Here is a 17,166-nt window from a genome sequence, read left to right on the forward strand (position 1 = left end):
GGCGCTTTCATGAAAATGCTCGAAAAGAAAAAAGGTCGCTTTAACTTAGCTAGGAAATGTACTGCACTTATTATGTCGCTAGTTTTGCTGCTTTCTTCTTTTCAAACCGTGTTTGGAGCTAATAAACCGACTGAATCAAGCAGTGCTGCTAGAGATATTGCAGGTCATTGGGCTGAGCGTCAAATAACCGAGTGGATAGACAATGGTTTCGTTCAAGGATTTCCAGACGGAGCATTTGGCCCAGATCAGACGATTACAAGAGGGCAGCTGGCTGCACTTGTAAACCGTGCCTTCGGCTTTAAGGAGGCGGATAAGCTAAACTTCTCCGATCTGCCAGAGACGAATTGGGCTTACAGGGAAATGTCTATCGCGGTAAAATCGGGCTATTTGCAAGGCTATGGAGAGGGCATCATCGGTGCAGAGCGTACCGTCACAAGGCAGGAGGTGGCAGTCGTTATTTCCCGCTTGCTTCAACCGGCTTTGAAATTAAATTCCGCGGCGGTTGAATCCTTCACGGATGCAAATCAGATTGGTGACTGGAGTAAAGGCGCTATAGGGGCCGCAGTTGAGGCGAAGCTGTTGAAAGGATATACGGATGGCAGCTTTAAGCCTAAAGCTCAGATTACACGGGCCGAAATGGTCGTTACTTTAGATCGAGTAATGGCCGAAGGGAATCTCGTATTTAATCATGTGGGTTCATATGGTCCTACTAACGAAATTAAGGTTGTAAAAGGGGATGTGAGCGTTAATGTCCCAGGAGTCACTTTGAGGAACATGACCATTTCCGGTAACCTGCTTATAGCTGAAGGGGTTGGGGAAGGCGACGTCTTCCTTGACAACGTAAAGGTAAAGGGCACGACAACCGTGAAAGGCGGAGGGGTAAACAGCGTTCATTTTAACAATGCGGAATTAAATATACTTCGAGTAGAGAAAACATCAGGTGAAGTTCGCATCGTTCTGGAAGGAACGACTAAGGTCATTGAGATGATTATCTCATCTGAGCTTGGGGCGGGCTCTACGATTGTCATAGATAAAGAGTCGTCAATCGTTTCTCTTTTGCTAAATGGAAGCATTAAGGTGATTGGGCAAGGTAAAATCGCAAAAGCGATATATGGATTAAAGGGGAAAGGAACGACATTCGAACGCAAGCCGGATAAGGAAGAGGGTGCAGTGGACTTGACGTCAGGTAATAGTGGTCCATCGAATGTAACACCAGAGCCAACATCAACACCAACGCCATCACCAGAGCCAACACCGTCACCACAGCCAACGCCGTCACCGGAGCCAACACCAACACCAACAGCGACTTTAGTCAAAAATGGCATAGCCAATGCGGATATTTTAATAGGCGCTTCTGCTAGTCCCATGGAAAAGCTGGCGGCACAAGAGCTTCAGAGCACTCTCAGAATGGTTAGCGGCGCTGAGCTGCCAATCAATAAAGGGTCAATTGATGAGGGAATTGTAAGTGCACAGCTATGGGAGGATCAGCTTGATATTAATAAAGCAGGTACCTATCCTATCCGAGTTTCTCTTATTAATAACAGTAGCAGTGCTGTTAATATTGGAATGGCTCAAACGGATAACGGCCCAATTACTGTAAACATAGACAATGAAACGTTATTAAGAGCAAGACAAAGTCTGAGTGTAGAAGGTTCTATAACCGTTCCCAATAATATCGTAGAAGGAACGCATATCGTTTCCGTGCAAGTAGGCTCTGATGAACGAGCTATTTCCACACTAATCTTAACGGTAAATCTTGACCGAAATTTGATTAAGAATGGTGGCTTCGAAAAAGCGGCATTAGGCGGTCAAATACCGGAGGGCTGGATTGTACCATCAGGTGCACGGGACACTCAAGTGAAGCGCACGGGTACGAGCTCGCTACGAATTGATCTAGGGCAGCACGCTTATATTAACGCGACAACACAGCAGCAGCTTAAGCTGGAACGAGGCCGTGAATATGTACTGAGAGCTTGGGTAAAAGGCAGTGCCCCTTCAGGACAGAAAATCGTAACGCAGTTCATGGAAATGAAAAATGATGGAAGCTACAAAGACGGCTCAGGACAGCAAGTAACGCCGATAACCGATGAATGGAAGCTCGTTGAGTTAAAATATACGCCTAGCTTAACATCTATATTTGATTACAATTGGGTTTATTTCTATGCGGTTCAGGGGACGGATCATCTGTGGATCGATGATGTGACACTAATGGAATCTGGAGCAGGAGAATCGGAACCAGAGCCGGTGCAGAACCTGATTTCTAATGCCGGCTTCGAAACAGCTACTGCTGACGGACTGCTCCCAGTAGGTTGGAATGTCCCCTCCGGAGCGAAGGATAATCAAATCAAACAAACGGGTACAAGCTCACTGCGAATTGACCTAGGGCAGCGTGATTACATTTATGCGGTTACGGATCAGCAGCTTAAGCTTAAAGCTGGTCATGAGTATACGTTGGAGGCATGGGTAAAGGGAAGCGCGGCTTCAGGTGAGAAGGTTATAGCACAGTTCATGGAGATGGGGAATGACTGGTCTAATAGTCCTGGCACAGCACAAACCACGTTCGATGTGACTGATGACTGGACGAAGATTGAACTGAAGTATACGCCCGATGCAGCTACTCAATTAGACTATGTATGGATCTATTTTTACATCGTAGCGGGAACTAATCATCTGTGGATTGACGATGTTTCATTGAAGCAAACCAATAGTCAGCAACAGAACAAGGTAGGCTCGGAGGCCTCAGGTGAACATAAGGTCACATTAATAGATTCGGGGACTTCGGCTGAACGGAATAGTTTAAGCTCTGATATTGGGATTGATGAGGATCGACTTCAGATTATTGTAGGAACCACAAGTAGCTATCCAAGCTTTGCTAGTCTTTTTGCAGATGATATGACTTACTTGCACAACTCCGACGGATTCGCTATCAGGAAAATAGGCAATAGAATTTATATAATCGGAACAGAGCCCAAGGGTGCACTGAATGGTGTCTACGATTTTCTGGAGAAAAATGCCGGAGTACTATGGACACGTTCAAGTACGACGAACATTGGCACACTGTATGATCCGCTCGACACGATTACAGCACATAAAATCAATTATCGCGAGAAATCTCCGTTTCAGGTTCGTGGATACAATCTGATCGGTTACGGAGCTAACGGAGAGTACCATGAGGATCCAGGTACAGAAGCAATGATCGCGAGTAATAAAATGAATGCTAAGATGGCAGAGTTCGCTAACCAATTTCTGTGGGAGAGACATGAAAGCGTAGGAGTGAAGTCGTTTACGCTCGGTCATAATTTAGAATATTGGCTTCCTAACGAACAGTATTTCGCAGCTCATCCTGACTATTACAACACAGATATTAGCGGAGAGAACTATATTCCGGTCGCGGATGATACGCAAATTAATTTCTACCATCCTGATGTGCCTGGAGTAATCGCTGGGCGAGTGAAGGCTTTCTTGGAGGAGCACCCTATTGAATATGTTGGAATTGGGATCAATGACACCCACTATTTTCAGCAAGGGATACTGAGCCGTTCGCCTTTCACAACGGTAGACAATATCGTGATTCAGCCTGATGAGGCGGATTATAAATCAACTGTATTCTACTCTTTCCTGAACAAGATTGCGGCTGAATTGAAGGTAACAAATCCTACTGTCAAAATTGTTACTTTCGCCTACTTTTTCACCGATGTCCCACCTAGAGTTAAGCTAGAGGATAACATTATTATCGTAATGGCGCCTCTAACAGGAGATGACAGAGTTCCCTTCAATACTAGTGATACTAACAGTACGAACTACGGTCACAAGCTTAAGCTAGAGGGCTGGTTGAACAATACTAGCAATGTTGTTATGTACAACTATTACGGCTCCTTTCTGTCAGACACTTACGAAAGACCGATTGCTGAGAAGGTTCAGGCAGATATGAAGTACTACCGGGATATGGGCATAACGGGTGTAATGCCAGAAAGTATTATGGATGCGAGAGTTCCAAACTGGTCTATCAATGCGCTTCAGTTTTGGCTGTTCCAGAAGCTAATGTGGAATCCGGATGCTGATCTTGAGCAATTAAAATCGGATTATATTCGCAAAGCTTACGGAGCGGCAGCAGAGCCAATGAGAGAATATTACGATCTAATTGCCCAAGGATGGAATTATGATCAACAGCCAATAGGCTACAACACAAGCGCCAAAACATATATAGGCAAGTACATCATTGAAGCTGGAATAAAAGATGCAGCTCAGGCTGCTCTAGATGAGGCATGGGCATTGGCAGACGGTAAAGCCAGAGAAAGAATAAAACCGATTAAAACAACCTTCGAGAAAATGGTGTTTACGATTGGGGAGCTTCCTGATCTGAAAGCTTACGCCAAGAAAACAACCGCAAGTAAGGCAGATATCGTAGGTGCAACGGATTTCAGTCAGGGACCATGGGCGAATGCTGTACCGGCTGAGAGCTTTCTAGATATAACGAACGGAAATCCAGCCCCACAGAAGACAAAGGTACGCTTATTATGGGATGACACGAATCTCTATGTCGGGTATGAGAATTTCGATGACGACATAGAAAATAGGATCACAAGCAGTGTTAGTGCAAGTGAATGGTGGAGCAGCGGTGCAGATGATGACAATGAAACATTCATAACCGGTGATATGACCGGAGCCTCCTACTATGTATATTTCAACAATTCGGCGGCTCACAAGATGGAATACAGCGGACCTTCCCAGAATCCTGGCTACGAGGATGCGCATTGGGAAGCTTACACGACTGTTGGAGCAGACCGGTGGAATACCATTCAGGTTATTCCCTTTGCAAGCATTAATGTAAATCCGGATCTAACGAATCAGTTGAAAGGATATTTCTTCAGAACCTACCACGGCCTGAAAGGATTTTATGGCTGGGGCGGCGGCGCGGTATGGAGCTGGTCCGATTTCTACCCTATTATCCTGGAGAAGAATTAATCTTGTAGTATAAAACAATGTGAAAACACTCCTCTCTAGGCGTAACAGCCCAATTGAGAGGAGTGTTTTTTGTGCGCAAATACTGCTGCATTTCAGTTAATGTTTGGTTTTGACCCTTCTCCAAAATTTCAAAGATACAATTACCGAAAGTAAAATAAATGCAATCATGAATATTAGAAAACCAATGCCTTGACTTATTCCATCGGATTCAATTGAAAACCACATAATAATACAAAGAATATAAATAAAGAGATTAAAGATTAGAGAATAATAAAATATTTTAATTGGTGTTTTGCGAGGATTTATCCAAGCAGAGAGGGCTGAGAGCAACAAAATCCAAACCATTAGCATAAGAACAATTAGCAACATAGTAAGTGCTCCTTATTTAGAGGGCTTTATTTTATGCATCTTTGGACTTTCCTTATCTATATCGATGAAAAAAGAGGGGAAGTATCTCCTGTAGGAGCGAAGCGTTTGCCTTTGGGATCGTGAAATCTTCTTGTTACAAGTTTACCCATTCAGATTTCACGATCTCAACCCGGGGTCCCCGTAAAGTACTCGGAAATGACTACAAAGCTTCTCTTCACTTTACGGGGTGGAGCAACAACCGGAAGGAGATATTTCCCCGCAAAAACCATAATCGAGATTTCAGCTAGCACTTTATTGTCAGTATTAACTAAAACTGAAGAGATATTTGCATCTAATATTGCTCCATTTTTTATTTTCCTTGGTTAAAAGGAGAAGGCTGTGTATACTGTGTGAAAAAAGGAGGATGGATAATCTTTGAAATGGATGAAGCGAACAATCGACAATATTCCCATTTTTCCAAAGCTTGTTATTACATTCTTAATTATAATGATGCCTTTATTTACGCTAAGCCTTGTGTTTAATGAGCTTGGCAAGCAAGAAGTAAAAAGCCAAATATCCAACTCCATAACGATGAACATTCACTATTATTTTATGTCGCTAGAGAAGGAGCTAGAGCGGATTATTCGCACGCAGCAGGAATTCATCAATGACGAAAACCTCATGCAATTAAGCAACTCGTTATCGATTATGTCAGATTACCAGCGTACGAAAGCGATTAACGATTTGAAGAGCAGACTAACGGCATTGAAGGATTCTAGCATTTATATTAAAGACATTAGCGTTTATGTAGATTCGCTTAATGGTACCATCTCGACCTCCAACGCTGAAGATACCCCAAGTACGAAAGAAGAGGCTGAGGAAATTTTTAAGGCGACGTACACGAGCGGAATACCCATTACGTTCTGGCAGGATCGTTTATATCTAAACTTAACTTATCCGAACAATGTAATGAATCAAGGCAAATCTCCGCAATTTATTCAAAACATTGAGCTTTCTATGGAAGCGCTAACAAACGCATTGAGTGCGTTCCCCCAAGATGGAGGAGCTATTTTATTCAATGACAATTGGTTTATAGCCAATAATAAATATTTGGAGCCTCTAACCGCAATTCAAAATAAATTAGCGGAGCCTATGCAGCAATCGGATACTTTTACGAAGCAATTAGAGGTTGGCAAAGCCAAATATATGGTCATTTATGAAAAGTCTATGTTCCTGCAGGCTTCACTTTTGTTTTATTTTCCTGAGAACGTCATTGTGGGACAGCTAAAAACATATGGAACCTGGTTCTGGCTGCTTGTCATCAGTTCATTTGTTATTGTCATTCTTTTCTCTTATGGAATCTATCTATTGATTTATCGTCCTCTGCAAACTCTGATCAGAAGATTCAGGAGTGTAGAGGGAGGCAATTTTAATGCGGTTCTGACGTCCATTCGAGGCGATGAATTCGGTTTTATCTTCAATCGATTTGAGAGAACGGTAGTCAGTCTTCGTACGCTAATTGATGAGCTTTATGTGCAGAAAATCAGGCTACAGCAATCAGAATTAAAGCAGCTGCAAATGCAAATTACCCCTCATTTTTTGTACAATAGCTTTTTTATTCTTCACCGTTTAATTAAAAATGATGACAATCAGATGGCTGAGCTAGTGTCCAAAAATCTAGGTGATTACTTTCACTATATTACGAGAAATGGGCTGGAGGAGGTTCCTTTCGAGCACGAGGTCAACCACGTTCGGTCTTATGTTGAAATTCAAAATATCCGGTTTTCCAATCGAATAGTCGTAGATTTTGAACCACTTCCAGAAGTGTTCAGAGGGGTTATGATCCCACGCTTAATTTTACAGCCACTAGTTGAGAACGCTTACGAGCATGGGCTTGGCGATATCGTCATGGAAGGGAAGCTGCAAATCAGATTCGCAATGGATGCTGATAGGCTATATTTCTCGGTTGAGGATAACGGTGGCGGCATTACGGAAGAACGGATGGACGAAATGGTCAGAAAACTAAACTCGGAGGATGAAGGAGAGACAACCGGTCTTATTAATATTCAACGCCGCTTGAAGCTGAAGTATGGTGAAAGAGGCGGGCTGGAAATGATGCACGGAGCTTTAGGTGGCTTACTTGTTCGAATTTATATCCCATATGACGAGGAGAATAACGATGTATCGAATATTAATCGTTGATGACGAACCCCTAATTGTTAATAGCATGAATCTCATGCTTAGCGAAGCAGCGCAATTGGAGCTTGAGATTTACCGCGCTTATAACGTGTATGAAGCATTGGATTGTCTAAAACGAATTCGGATTGATATCGTAATCTCAGATATCCGTATGCCGGGAATGAGTGGGATCGAGCTACATAAGCAAATTATAGAAAGCTGGCCCCGCTGTAAAGTTATTTTTCTCACAGGCTACAACGACTTCGATTATGCACGTCATGCCATTCGTGCTGGTGGTGTCATTGATTATGTACTGAAAAACGAAGATGACCATGTCATTCTGGCAGCAGTGGAGAAGGCAATAGCGGAATTGGACAAAATAGACGACGGCGCTGATTACATCCTGAACGCGAGAAAGAAGCTCAAGCTAGCCATTCCTGCTTTACAAAAAAATGCACTATTTGACCTTATGCGTAATTCCCCACCCTCTCCAGAAGAAATGAAAAAGAGATTTGAAGAGTCGGAAATCCCGTTGTTGTTAGACAAAGGGGTGTATCTGGTAACGGGCAGAGTGGATGGTTGGATGGAGGATGCAAGTGAATTAGACCGAATGCTTCTTCTCTATGCCTGTCAGAATATTGCGGAGGAATATTTGGCTGCGACTGTTGTGAATGTATCCGTTGTGTTCGAGTCCAATAGGCTTGTGTGGTTAATGCAGCCCAAAGAGTTTTTTGTAGAAAATAATTGGAATGAGGATCAGGAGCAGCAGGCGTGGGAGCATCTCAAAATGAGAGTGTACAGTATCCTTGAGGCCGTTCAACAGACATGTAAGCAGCTGCTGAGAATATCGATTTCCCTTGTCATGGGTCGTGAACCATTCGAATGGAACAATCTTGGGGCCCATTTCTATTATTTGAAAACGTTGCTCGGTCAAGGCTCTAATAATGGGCAAGAGCTGTTAATCCAGGATTCTGAGCAGCTTGGACTAAATACGGAGCAAGGTAAACGCCATTACTTATCTGAATCGCAAAATAGTAAAAAGCAGCTTGAGCTACTGGAGCAATATTTAGCTAATGGGCAAAAAGAGAAGTTCAACATTCTATTCAACGAGATTATGAATCTCAAAGATTTAGCTGATTATAAGTTTCAGCTAGAGATGTTTTACAGTCTCTCGCTTAGTTTGATTTCTTATGCCATTCGAGTGGGTCTGTTTGATGAGCTATTTAACAAAATGGATCTTGGGAGGACAACTCAGTATGATGCGCACGAATCATGGAGTGATGCTGCTGCTTACTTAGCTAAGGTTGCAGATTATTTACTTGGACAATTCGAGCCTGCCATTGAAGAGCAAAGCCAACGGCTCATTACTTCCATACATCAATATATTCAATCTCATCTCGGTGGGGATTTATCTCTGACGAAGCTATCCACATTAGTTCACCACAGTCCGACTTATCTCTCCCGTTTGTACAAGCGGATGACGGGATCGATGCTTTCAGACTATATTACCGAAGAGCGAATGAAGAAAGCACAGCAGCAATTGGCTCATTCGACAATGAAAATCCAAGACATTGCCGTCCAGGTGGGGTACGAGGCAGCTCCGCAATTTAACCGTTCCTTTAGAAAAATGTTCAGAATGACTCCACAAGAATACAGAGATCTGTTTTTTACACCGAATGAGTAGAACACCGCAACAGATGTCAAGGAAAGCAAGAATGGCAAATAGTCCGAATTTTCTTCTCTTATTACACTTACAAATGAGCGCTATTTTAAGAGTAGAAAGGTGACAAAAATGTTGGAATTGTGGGAAAAGCTCAAGCGTGGCGAACAAGGCTTTATTGTTTGTATTGGTGACTCTATAACCGAACAGAACTATCATGCTAACGGCAAGCTAAACTACGTGGGACAGTTAAATGAAATGCTGTTAAATGTATTTGGTCGACAGCAGCTATTGTTGAATGCTGGAGTAAGCGATGACACGACGTGGGGAGTATTGAACCGTTTGAACCGTGATGTGCTGCGATTTCAACCGGATCTGATTACTTTGATGATTGGTATGAACGATTCCATGCGAGGAATAGAACAGCTTCCAGAGTTTAAGAATAATTTGCTAGCTATTATTGCACAAGCTCGGGCAGTAGGTAGTGAATTAATCTTATTGACTCCCAATACAATAAATCTACGAATTTCGGAAAATGCCATACGTGATAGTTACCCGCACTACATACATGCTATACGTGAAATTGCGACATCTGAGCAAATACCATTATGTGATGTGTATGAGGCATTTGAGGAACGTATCCACAAAGACCCTAACAGCAAATGGACATTAATGAACGATTGCATTCATCCTAACGAGTACGGTCACGATTTTATCGCACAGGCTTTATTTCGTTTTTTTGGTTTTATCGATAGCCGAAATGCCAACACCGCAACAGATGTCAAGGAAAGCAAGAATGGCAAATAGCAACGTTATTTTTGATCTTTTATACTTACGGAGCAGGTACAAATCACTAGGGGGATAAGAGATGAAAAGTAAGTCTGCAAAATGGATTGTGTTAACGGTATTGGCGTGTTCGCTAGTGTTCGCTTCTGCTTGTAGCAAGAATAATGCAAATACTGCAGGACCATCGGGCTCTCAAGAAAGCGCTTCAAATCCGGTGGAAACGAATATCGATCCCATGGGCAAGATTGATCCGCCTATTGAAGTGACTGCAGTTAGAATGCTGGATTCAACTACGAAATTCGCAGAAGGAGAGTCGATTGATAAGAATGATTGGAATCAGCTCTACTTGGACGAGTTCGGTATTAAGCTGAAGTATTTGTGGGTTGCTGATCCTAGTCAATATAACCAAAAATTCAATGTGACGATGGCTTCTGGGAAGCTACCCGATATTATGCCAGTAGACGCCACTCAATTTAACCAATTGGTTGAAGCGGATGAGCTTGCTGATCTAACAGAAGCTTTGGAGAAGTACGGAACACCGATTACGAAGGAATTATTGCACAAAGACGGCGGAGTGGGTCTTAATTCTGCAACATTCGGTGGGAAATTGTTAGGGATTCCAGTAAACCCCGGAGCGGTTGATAATGCTCCGCTGCTCTGGATACGTACAGATTGGCTGAAGAAGTTGAATTTGCCTGAACCTAAAACAATGGAAGATGTGTTCAAGATAGCAGAAGCTTTCGCTACGCAGGATCCGGACGGAAATAACAAAAAGGATACTACAGGCTTAGGGATAGATAAGCTCCTATATGACGGAGTATTTGGACTGGCAGGCTTTTTCAACGGTTATCATGCTTACCCGCGGATTTGGATAGAGAATGAATCAGGTGAATATGTATACGGCAGTGTTCAGCCTGAAATGAAAGATGCTTTGGCTAAGCTTCAGAAGATGTACAAAGATGGATGGATTGATCGCGAGTTCGGCGTTAAGGATATAGAGAAATTAATTCAAATGGGCAATTCAGGCAAGCTAGGAATGTTCTATGGTGTCATGTATAGCAATACTTACTTCGCGGAAGGAAAGAAATTAGATACGGAGATGGATTGGGTTCCCTTCAAGCTTCCATCGATTAATGATAAACAGGCTAAGCCGCAATTGGTTTTCCCTGTAGGCAAGTATTATGCTGCGAAAAAAGGGATGAAGCATCCTGAAGCTCTTATTAAGATGCTGAATGCCTTCAGCTACGACTGGGATAAGACTAAATACCCTCTGACTAAGATCAATCAAGATGGTGATATAGCCAAGTGGATATATGCACTTGTAGCAGGCTCCAATCCGACTCAAAATCTTGATATGTATGAAAGAGTATCCAAGGCAATAGAGCAGAAAGACGACTCGCTTATAGATCCGAAAGCCCCAGGTCAAAAGATAATCTTGGACAGCCTTCATAAATGGGAGAAAGGCGATATGGATGGATGGACTTATGCCAGAATATATGATGCTCAAGGACTCCTGTATGAGTACAACAAAAGCGATGGTCTACTGATGACGAAGTATATTGCTGGACCTACAGCGACGATGGTAGAAAAGGGAGCAACGCTAGACAAAATGGAATTGGAAACCTTCACTAAAATTATTATGGGTGAAGCTTCCATTGATGCTTTTGATGAGTATGTAGCGAATTGGAAAAAGCTCGGTGGCAATACCATTACAGAAGAAGTGGCTAAGTGGAAAGCTAGCAAGTAGAACGAGAGAGTGAATGGAAAAGCGGGCGTGCAATGGATTAGGTATCGCCCGCTTTTCCGATCTTACTGTGAGGAAGTGAATAGAATGTCCGTTATGACAGTGACGGGGAAGGTTCGCGCGGATAGTCTAGGACTCGTATTGCCCCATGAGCATGCTTATATCGAACTAAGAAACCTAGTGCCTGCTCCTCATACGATATCCGGCAAAGTATTAGCAGAAGAAAAAGTCAGCCTCACCAATCTAGGCAAGCTGCATAGAAATCCTTACGCCGTTCTGGATAATGCCGTGCTTGATGATGAGAAAGTAATGGAGTGGGAGCTTCGTGAGTTTAAGAAAGCTGGAGGAAAGACGTTCGTTGATCTTACTCTAAGGGATATTGGGAGAGACCCTGTCTTGCTGGCCCGATTATCAAGGGCGCTTGACATCTATATAGTTGCAGGATGTGGATATTATATCAATGCCTCGCATCCCCCTGACATGGATAATAAAACGATAGATGAAATTACCGAAGAAATCATCGGAGAAATCAAATACGGAATAGATGGTACTGACATTAAAGCCGGTGTAATTGGTGAAATCGGCACTAGCGAAATCATTTACCCGAATGAAAGAAAGACATTGATCGCAGCTGCGGCTGCCCAGCAGGAAACTGGACTTGGTATCCATGTGCACACGGATTTATGGGCAACCAATGGGTATGAAGTAGTAAAGATTTTGACGGAGCAGGGAGCACCCCCCGAAAAAATATGCATTAACCACATTGATGTCGATTTAAAGCTGGATTATATGAAGGAGCTTCTAAATCAAGGCGTTTATATTGAATTTGACAATTTCGGTAAGGAGTTTTATTCAGACAGAAGGCACAAAAGTGTTCTGAAAGGACTTTTTGCCAGAGATATAGATCGTGTCAAAGCAATCAAGGAAATGATCGATTGTGGATTCCTCTCCAGAATATTACTCTCTAATGATGTTTGTCTAAAAACATCACTCCACCATTACGGTGGCTGGGGATACGATCATGTTATTACTAATATAATTCCCATGATGCAAGACGAAGGAATTTCAGATGAGCAAATTCAAACCATAATGGTTAACAATCCTGCTATCTTCATGGATGACGGAAGAGATTAGCACTGTGAGGTGTTTTATGAAAATTATCGATTGCAGCTGTGCTATAGGATATAAAACTATCAATTATGAAATTGTTAACCATGAGAATCTCTTGGTGAGGGAAAAGGTGAAACAAGCACGGAATGCAGAGGAGCTGCTCACTGAGCTTGATTTCTGCGGAATTGATAGCGCGGTAGTCAGTCATAACACGATGGCGGATGTTGATCCGGATTATGGAAACCGCGCAGTTATTGCTGAGACGATTAAAGCACCGGATCGTTTGCTACCGACTTGGACTATTTTGCCACCCATAACTGAAAGTCAGTATGCGCCCGAGAGCTTATTTCCTGCGATGAAGGCAAATGGTGTGAAATTGCTAAGAGCGTATCCAGAACGTAATCGTTATTTACTTAACTCAGTTGTGATGGGTGAATTACTAGATGAGATTGCGGCAGCGGGAATTCCGTTGTATTTATCTCCAAGCGAAGGCTGGCAGGGCATCTATAGTGTTCTCGAGGAATATCCGAGCTTGACCGTCATTCTTCATAATTATGGCTTATGGAGCCATTCTCGTCTCACCTTTCCCTTATTCAAGCGCTACAAAAATTTCTATATGGAAACCGGAGATATGCAAGCCGCCGGGGAGATCAAAGAAATTTGTAACAAATTCGGCTCGGAGCGTCTGCTTTTCGGCTCTGATTTCCCTAGTAATGCAATCGGTGGACCATTAGCTACATTGTTCGGTTCAGGCATAGCCAGAGAGCATATCGAGAACATCGCGTTTCAAAATCTGGAACGAATGCTGGGCGTGGTGAAGCTATGAGCATACGGACAATGACGAACAAATCGCAGCTTGCTAGAGAGTTTGTGGAGACTGGACGGCTGTCGAGTGTTTCTATAATTGACATGCATACGCATATGGGGGCTTTCTATGGCACCTATCTCCCAGAAGCAAAGCTAGAGACGATGATTCAGACAATGGAACGTGAAAATATTGAGTGGATCATATCGGCTCCGCATAGTGCGTTGTTCGATCCGATCGGCGGGAATTCGGAAATCCTTGGAGCAATGAAGCAATACCCGGATAAAATCTATGGCTATTATGTTGTTAACCCTCACTATGATCACGATTTGGAACGGGATCTTGCCGAGTTTGATCGTGTAGGAGGTTATGTGGGATTCAAGGTTCTTCCTGACTATCACAAGTATCCGCTTACCGGTGAAAAGTTCCGTAGAATCTATGAATTTGCGAATGAACGTGGACTGCTTTTACTTTCCCATACATGGGGACATAGCCCATATAATCCACCGCAGATGATCGCAGAATTGGCAAGTGAATATACGAATATTAACTTCCTACTCGGACATTCCGCGCCGGGAGAAACCGATTATGCCATTGAGCTTGCTAAGACGCAGCCGAATGTTTACTTGGAATTATGTGATACCGGGCGCTTGAACGGAATGATAGGCAAGATGGTTCGAGAAGCTTCCTCAGAGAAGGTGCTGTTTGGTACCGATTTCCCTTGGTATGACCCTAATTATATGCTGGGCAGTGTTTTGTTTTCCGGCATAGGTGACGACGATATTCGGAATATCATTCATCATAACGCAGTTCGTTTATTGGCAAACAGCCTAAAATCTAAAGCTTAGGAAGGAAATACGACATAATGACTGAAATAATAGAATCCTTTGAAACTGCGAAGGGCAACGTTTTTGGAGATTTACTGACAACTAGAGTTAAGGATAAGCCGCTAAAGGTTGGATTGATTACATTAGGATTTTTCGAATATTGGCGGATGTTTCCGGATACCTTGAAGGCCAATGTTACAGCAGATATGACTTGTATCTACAATAATCTGCGTCAGTATCTGAAACAGGATGAGGTCATCTGGTCAGGGATTATCGACACACTTGATGCTGCGGAGGCCGCAGGCAAAGAGCTAGCCAACCAGCGGGTCGACCTCATCGTATATGTGGCTGGAACGTACTGCCCTGATTATATGGCAATCCAAGCTCTCGAGCATGTCCGCCATGTTCCGGTCATCTTATTCAATACACAGCATAATAACAGGATCAACCTTAATACAAATTATGAGAATATTCTGAGAAATAGCGCTTTAATAGCCAACCTTCAATTAGCAGCTACGTTCAAGAAAATGGGCTGGTACCGAGATCTGAAGGTAGTTGTGGGATCAATCGAGGATATTGCTGCTTATGAAGAGATGACCAAATACATTCGAGCCTACAAAGCTTATTTAAGTCTCAAGAGCACTAACATCGGTGTTATCGGTCATGTATTCAGAGGCATGTACGATTTCGAATACGATAAAACGATGATCAAAGGCACGTTAGGACCGAATATCATCTCGATTCAAGTTGATCATCTGTTGGATCAGTTCGGTAAAGCAACGGAGGAAGAGATTGCAGCAATCGTCGAGCAGACGACAAGCAGGTTTAATATTGTCGGGCTAAATGAGGACGACATTTATAAATCCTCCCGGTTCTACGTCGCTCTTCGGAACACGCTGGAGAGATTTAGATTGGATGCCCTTACGCTGCTCGGACAGCACTATGTAGAACAGAAGACAGGAACGACCTCTTACTTGGCTAACACGATGATGCATGAAGAAGGCAAGTTTGTTGTTAATACCGAAGGGGACGTGCACGGTCTGATCATTATGACGCTGATGAACATGCTCAGCGGTCAAGTTCCCGCTTATGCTGAATGGGGCGAATATGACGAGGAGCTTAATGCCTTGCTCATGGTTCACCATGGTTATGCAGATACGAATTATGCAACAGATAAGAGCACAGTTAAGGTCAATCGCTCGCCGGAGCAATGGGGATTACAGGGCGCAGGATTCGGCTTCGAATATACGCTTAAGCCGGGAGAAGTGACGATCAGCCATCTGATCATCGATGCTGAAGGATATAAGATGCTCATAGTGAAAGGCGAAGCGCTTCACATTCCACAAAACATTCCATGTGAAGAGATTACGGCAGTCGTGAAGTTCAATACGCCAATCAAGCAATTCCTTGCCACGTTAATTAAAGAGGGATTCGCTCATCACTGCATCATTGGATATGGGGATATGACAGAAGAGCTATCGAATGTAGCTGATTTTATGGGCATCCGGAAAGTCATTTACTAGAAGAGTGGAGAGAGATAACTTATGTTCAAAATTCCAAAAGAAGAATTCGCTGCAAGGGTAGAAAAGCTAAAAGAGCTGATGAAAGAGAAAGAGATGCAAGCATGCTTAATTTACGGAGATGAGTATAGGAAGGAAAACCTGCGCTACATGAGCAATTACTGGCCATTATTCGAAAGGGGAGCCGTCATGGTTCCTCTGACGGGCGAGCCTTTCGTTATTGCCGCGCCAGAAGGTGAAATGTTTTGTCGCGAAATGAGCGCTTGGTCTGATATTCGACTTCTTCCTGAATTCGCATGTGTGACTGTACCGGATAAGATCGAATATCCTCAAGCGCACTATACCAGCTTGACTGAGATCTACAAGGGGCTTCAAGGAAATGAGCCTTTACGGAGATTAGGTATCGTAGGTATTGATGCCATGCCTGAGCCCTTAATGAAGATTATCGAAGAGAGCTTCAATGGCGTGAAAATTGTCGATGCTGGTGATTTGTTATTCAAGCTCAGAATGACCAAGACAGCTAACGAGGTTGCTTGTTTACAAGAAGCAGCGAGAATTGCCGATGCGGGTTACAAGTTAATGATTCAGCAGGTGAAGCCAGGCATGACCGAGCTCGAGCTAGCCTCGCTGGCTTATGGGGAGTGCACGAAGCAAGGCGCGGAAAATATACCGTTCTGCCTCTTAACAAGCGGCGAGCGGGTCAACACGATCATTGGCAGAGCATCAGGGAAAGTGATCGAAGACGGAGATATGATTATGGCTGCCATTGCGGTTCAGGTTGAGGGATATGTGGCCACCATGAATTTTCCTTTCGTCGCAGGTGAAATGAGTAAGGAACAGAAGGAATTTATCGATATTCTTGTCGCAGCAGAAGATGCAGCGTTAAGCCGGATAAAAGCGGGAGCGAATCAGAACGAAGTAGTCCGTGCGGTCAAAGCGTACTTTAAAGATAGGAATGTTACTGAATTTGATCTCTATCCACCATTGCATGGCTGTGGGCTGGCAGAAGCTGAATCACCTTATCCAGATGAGAATTCAGAAGCGATATTCGTAGCAGGAATGACGGTCAATACGGATGTGAGTCTGTTCGGACATCCTCATGGTTCCAATCGGATCGAAGAAAGCTTGCTTGTAACCGAAGCCGGGTACGAGTCGATGTCGAAGCTGGTTAGACAGCTAAGTAAGACTTGGAAAGAAACAGCGACGATTTCGGTCCATTAAGG

The 17,166-nt window shown here is 43.3% G+C and carries 10 protein-coding genes; all 10 read left to right on the plus strand.

Annotation, left to right across the window (positions count from 1 at the left end):
* Nucleotides 1-9 precede the first annotated feature (9 nt).
* The 10 genes from KCTCHS21_RS11235 (at nt 10) to KCTCHS21_RS11280 (ending at nt 17,164) form a co-directional block, all read left to right on the plus strand.
* The gene (locus tag KCTCHS21_RS11235) at nt 10-4,965 is read left to right on the plus strand and encodes a DUF4838 domain-containing protein (protein ID WP_130607741.1); all 4,956 of its coding nucleotides are present in this window, start codon (nt 10-12) and stop codon (nt 4,963-4,965) included.
* Nucleotides 4,966-5,757: 792 nt separating this feature from the next.
* Entirely contained in the window at nt 5,758-7,515 is a 1,758-nt protein-coding gene (locus KCTCHS21_RS11240) for a sensor histidine kinase (protein ID WP_232058237.1), read from the plus strand.
* A complete protein-coding gene (locus KCTCHS21_RS11245; protein WP_162309314.1) occupies nt 7,493-9,175 on the plus strand; it encodes a response regulator in 1,683 nt (560 codons plus the stop codon). The genes KCTCHS21_RS11240 and KCTCHS21_RS11245 overlap by 23 nt, the downstream gene beginning before the upstream one ends.
* A 108-nt stretch (nt 9,176-9,283) precedes the next feature.
* Nucleotides 9,284-9,958 carry an SGNH/GDSL hydrolase family protein gene (locus tag KCTCHS21_RS11250; protein WP_162309315.1) on the plus strand — a complete coding sequence of 225 codons (675 nt, stop codon included), beginning with the start codon at nt 9,284-9,286 and terminating at the stop codon, nt 9,956-9,958.
* A 61-nt stretch (nt 9,959-10,019) separates the two neighbouring features.
* Nucleotides 10,020-11,684 (plus strand): extracellular solute-binding protein, encoded by a 1,665-nt coding sequence (locus KCTCHS21_RS11255; protein ID WP_130607749.1) that lies wholly within the window; start codon nt 10,020-10,022, stop codon nt 11,682-11,684.
* An 84-nt stretch (nt 11,685-11,768) separates the two neighbouring features.
* The gene (locus KCTCHS21_RS11260) at nt 11,769-12,815 is read left to right on the plus strand and encodes a phosphotriesterase family protein (protein ID WP_130607751.1); all 1,047 of its coding nucleotides are present in this window, start codon (nt 11,769-11,771) and stop codon (nt 12,813-12,815) included.
* A 16-nt stretch (nt 12,816-12,831) separates the two neighbouring features.
* Entirely contained in the window at nt 12,832-13,617 is a 786-nt protein-coding gene (locus KCTCHS21_RS11265; protein ID WP_162309316.1) for an amidohydrolase family protein, read from the plus strand.
* Entirely contained in the window at nt 13,614-14,444 is an 831-nt protein-coding gene (locus tag KCTCHS21_RS11270; RefSeq protein WP_130607755.1) for an amidohydrolase family protein, read from the plus strand. Before KCTCHS21_RS11265 ends, KCTCHS21_RS11270 begins: the two co-directional genes overlap by 4 nt.
* Nucleotides 14,445-14,461: 17 nt before the next feature.
* Nucleotides 14,462-15,946: a hypothetical protein gene (locus KCTCHS21_RS11275; RefSeq protein WP_130607758.1), complete on the plus strand. Its 1,485-nt coding sequence runs from the start codon at nt 14,462-14,464 to the stop codon at nt 15,944-15,946.
* A gap of 21 nt (nt 15,947-15,967) precedes the next feature.
* Nucleotides 15,968-17,164 carry a M24 family metallopeptidase gene (locus KCTCHS21_RS11280; protein WP_130607760.1) on the plus strand — a complete coding sequence of 399 codons (1,197 nt, stop codon included), beginning with the start codon at nt 15,968-15,970 and terminating at the stop codon, nt 17,162-17,164.
* Nucleotides 17,165-17,166: the final 2 nt, after the last annotated feature.

The organism is Cohnella abietis (assembly GCF_004295585.1).
GTDB classification, from domain to species: Bacteria; Bacillota; Bacilli; order Paenibacillales; family Paenibacillaceae; genus Cohnella; species Cohnella abietis.

Excerpts from the sequence above, each read along its gene's own strand:
- KCTCHS21_RS11235 (WP_130607741.1), top strand. The coding sequence starts at position 10 with ATGAAAATGCTCGAAAAGAAAAAAGGTCGCTTTAACTTAGCTAGGAAA.
- KCTCHS21_RS11240 (WP_232058237.1), top strand. The coding sequence starts at position 5,758 with ATGAAGCGAACAATCGACAATATTCCCATTTTTCCAAAGCTTGTTATT.
- KCTCHS21_RS11245 (WP_162309314.1), top strand. The coding sequence starts at position 7,493 with ATGTATCGAATATTAATCGTTGATGACGAACCCCTAATTGTTAATAGC.
- KCTCHS21_RS11250 (WP_162309315.1), top strand. The coding sequence starts at position 9,284 with ATGTTGGAATTGTGGGAAAAGCTCAAGCGTGGCGAACAAGGCTTTATT.
- KCTCHS21_RS11255 (WP_130607749.1), top strand. The coding sequence starts at position 10,020 with ATGAAAAGTAAGTCTGCAAAATGGATTGTGTTAACGGTATTGGCGTGT.
- KCTCHS21_RS11260 (WP_130607751.1), top strand. The coding sequence starts at position 11,769 with ATGTCCGTTATGACAGTGACGGGGAAGGTTCGCGCGGATAGTCTAGGA.
- KCTCHS21_RS11265 (WP_162309316.1), top strand. The coding sequence starts at position 12,832 with ATGAAAATTATCGATTGCAGCTGTGCTATAGGATATAAAACTATCAAT.
- KCTCHS21_RS11270 (WP_130607755.1), top strand. The coding sequence starts at position 13,614 with ATGAGCATACGGACAATGACGAACAAATCGCAGCTTGCTAGAGAGTTT.
- KCTCHS21_RS11275 (WP_130607758.1), top strand. The coding sequence starts at position 14,462 with ATGACTGAAATAATAGAATCCTTTGAAACTGCGAAGGGCAACGTTTTT.
- KCTCHS21_RS11280 (WP_130607760.1), top strand. The coding sequence starts at position 15,968 with ATGTTCAAAATTCCAAAAGAAGAATTCGCTGCAAGGGTAGAAAAGCTA.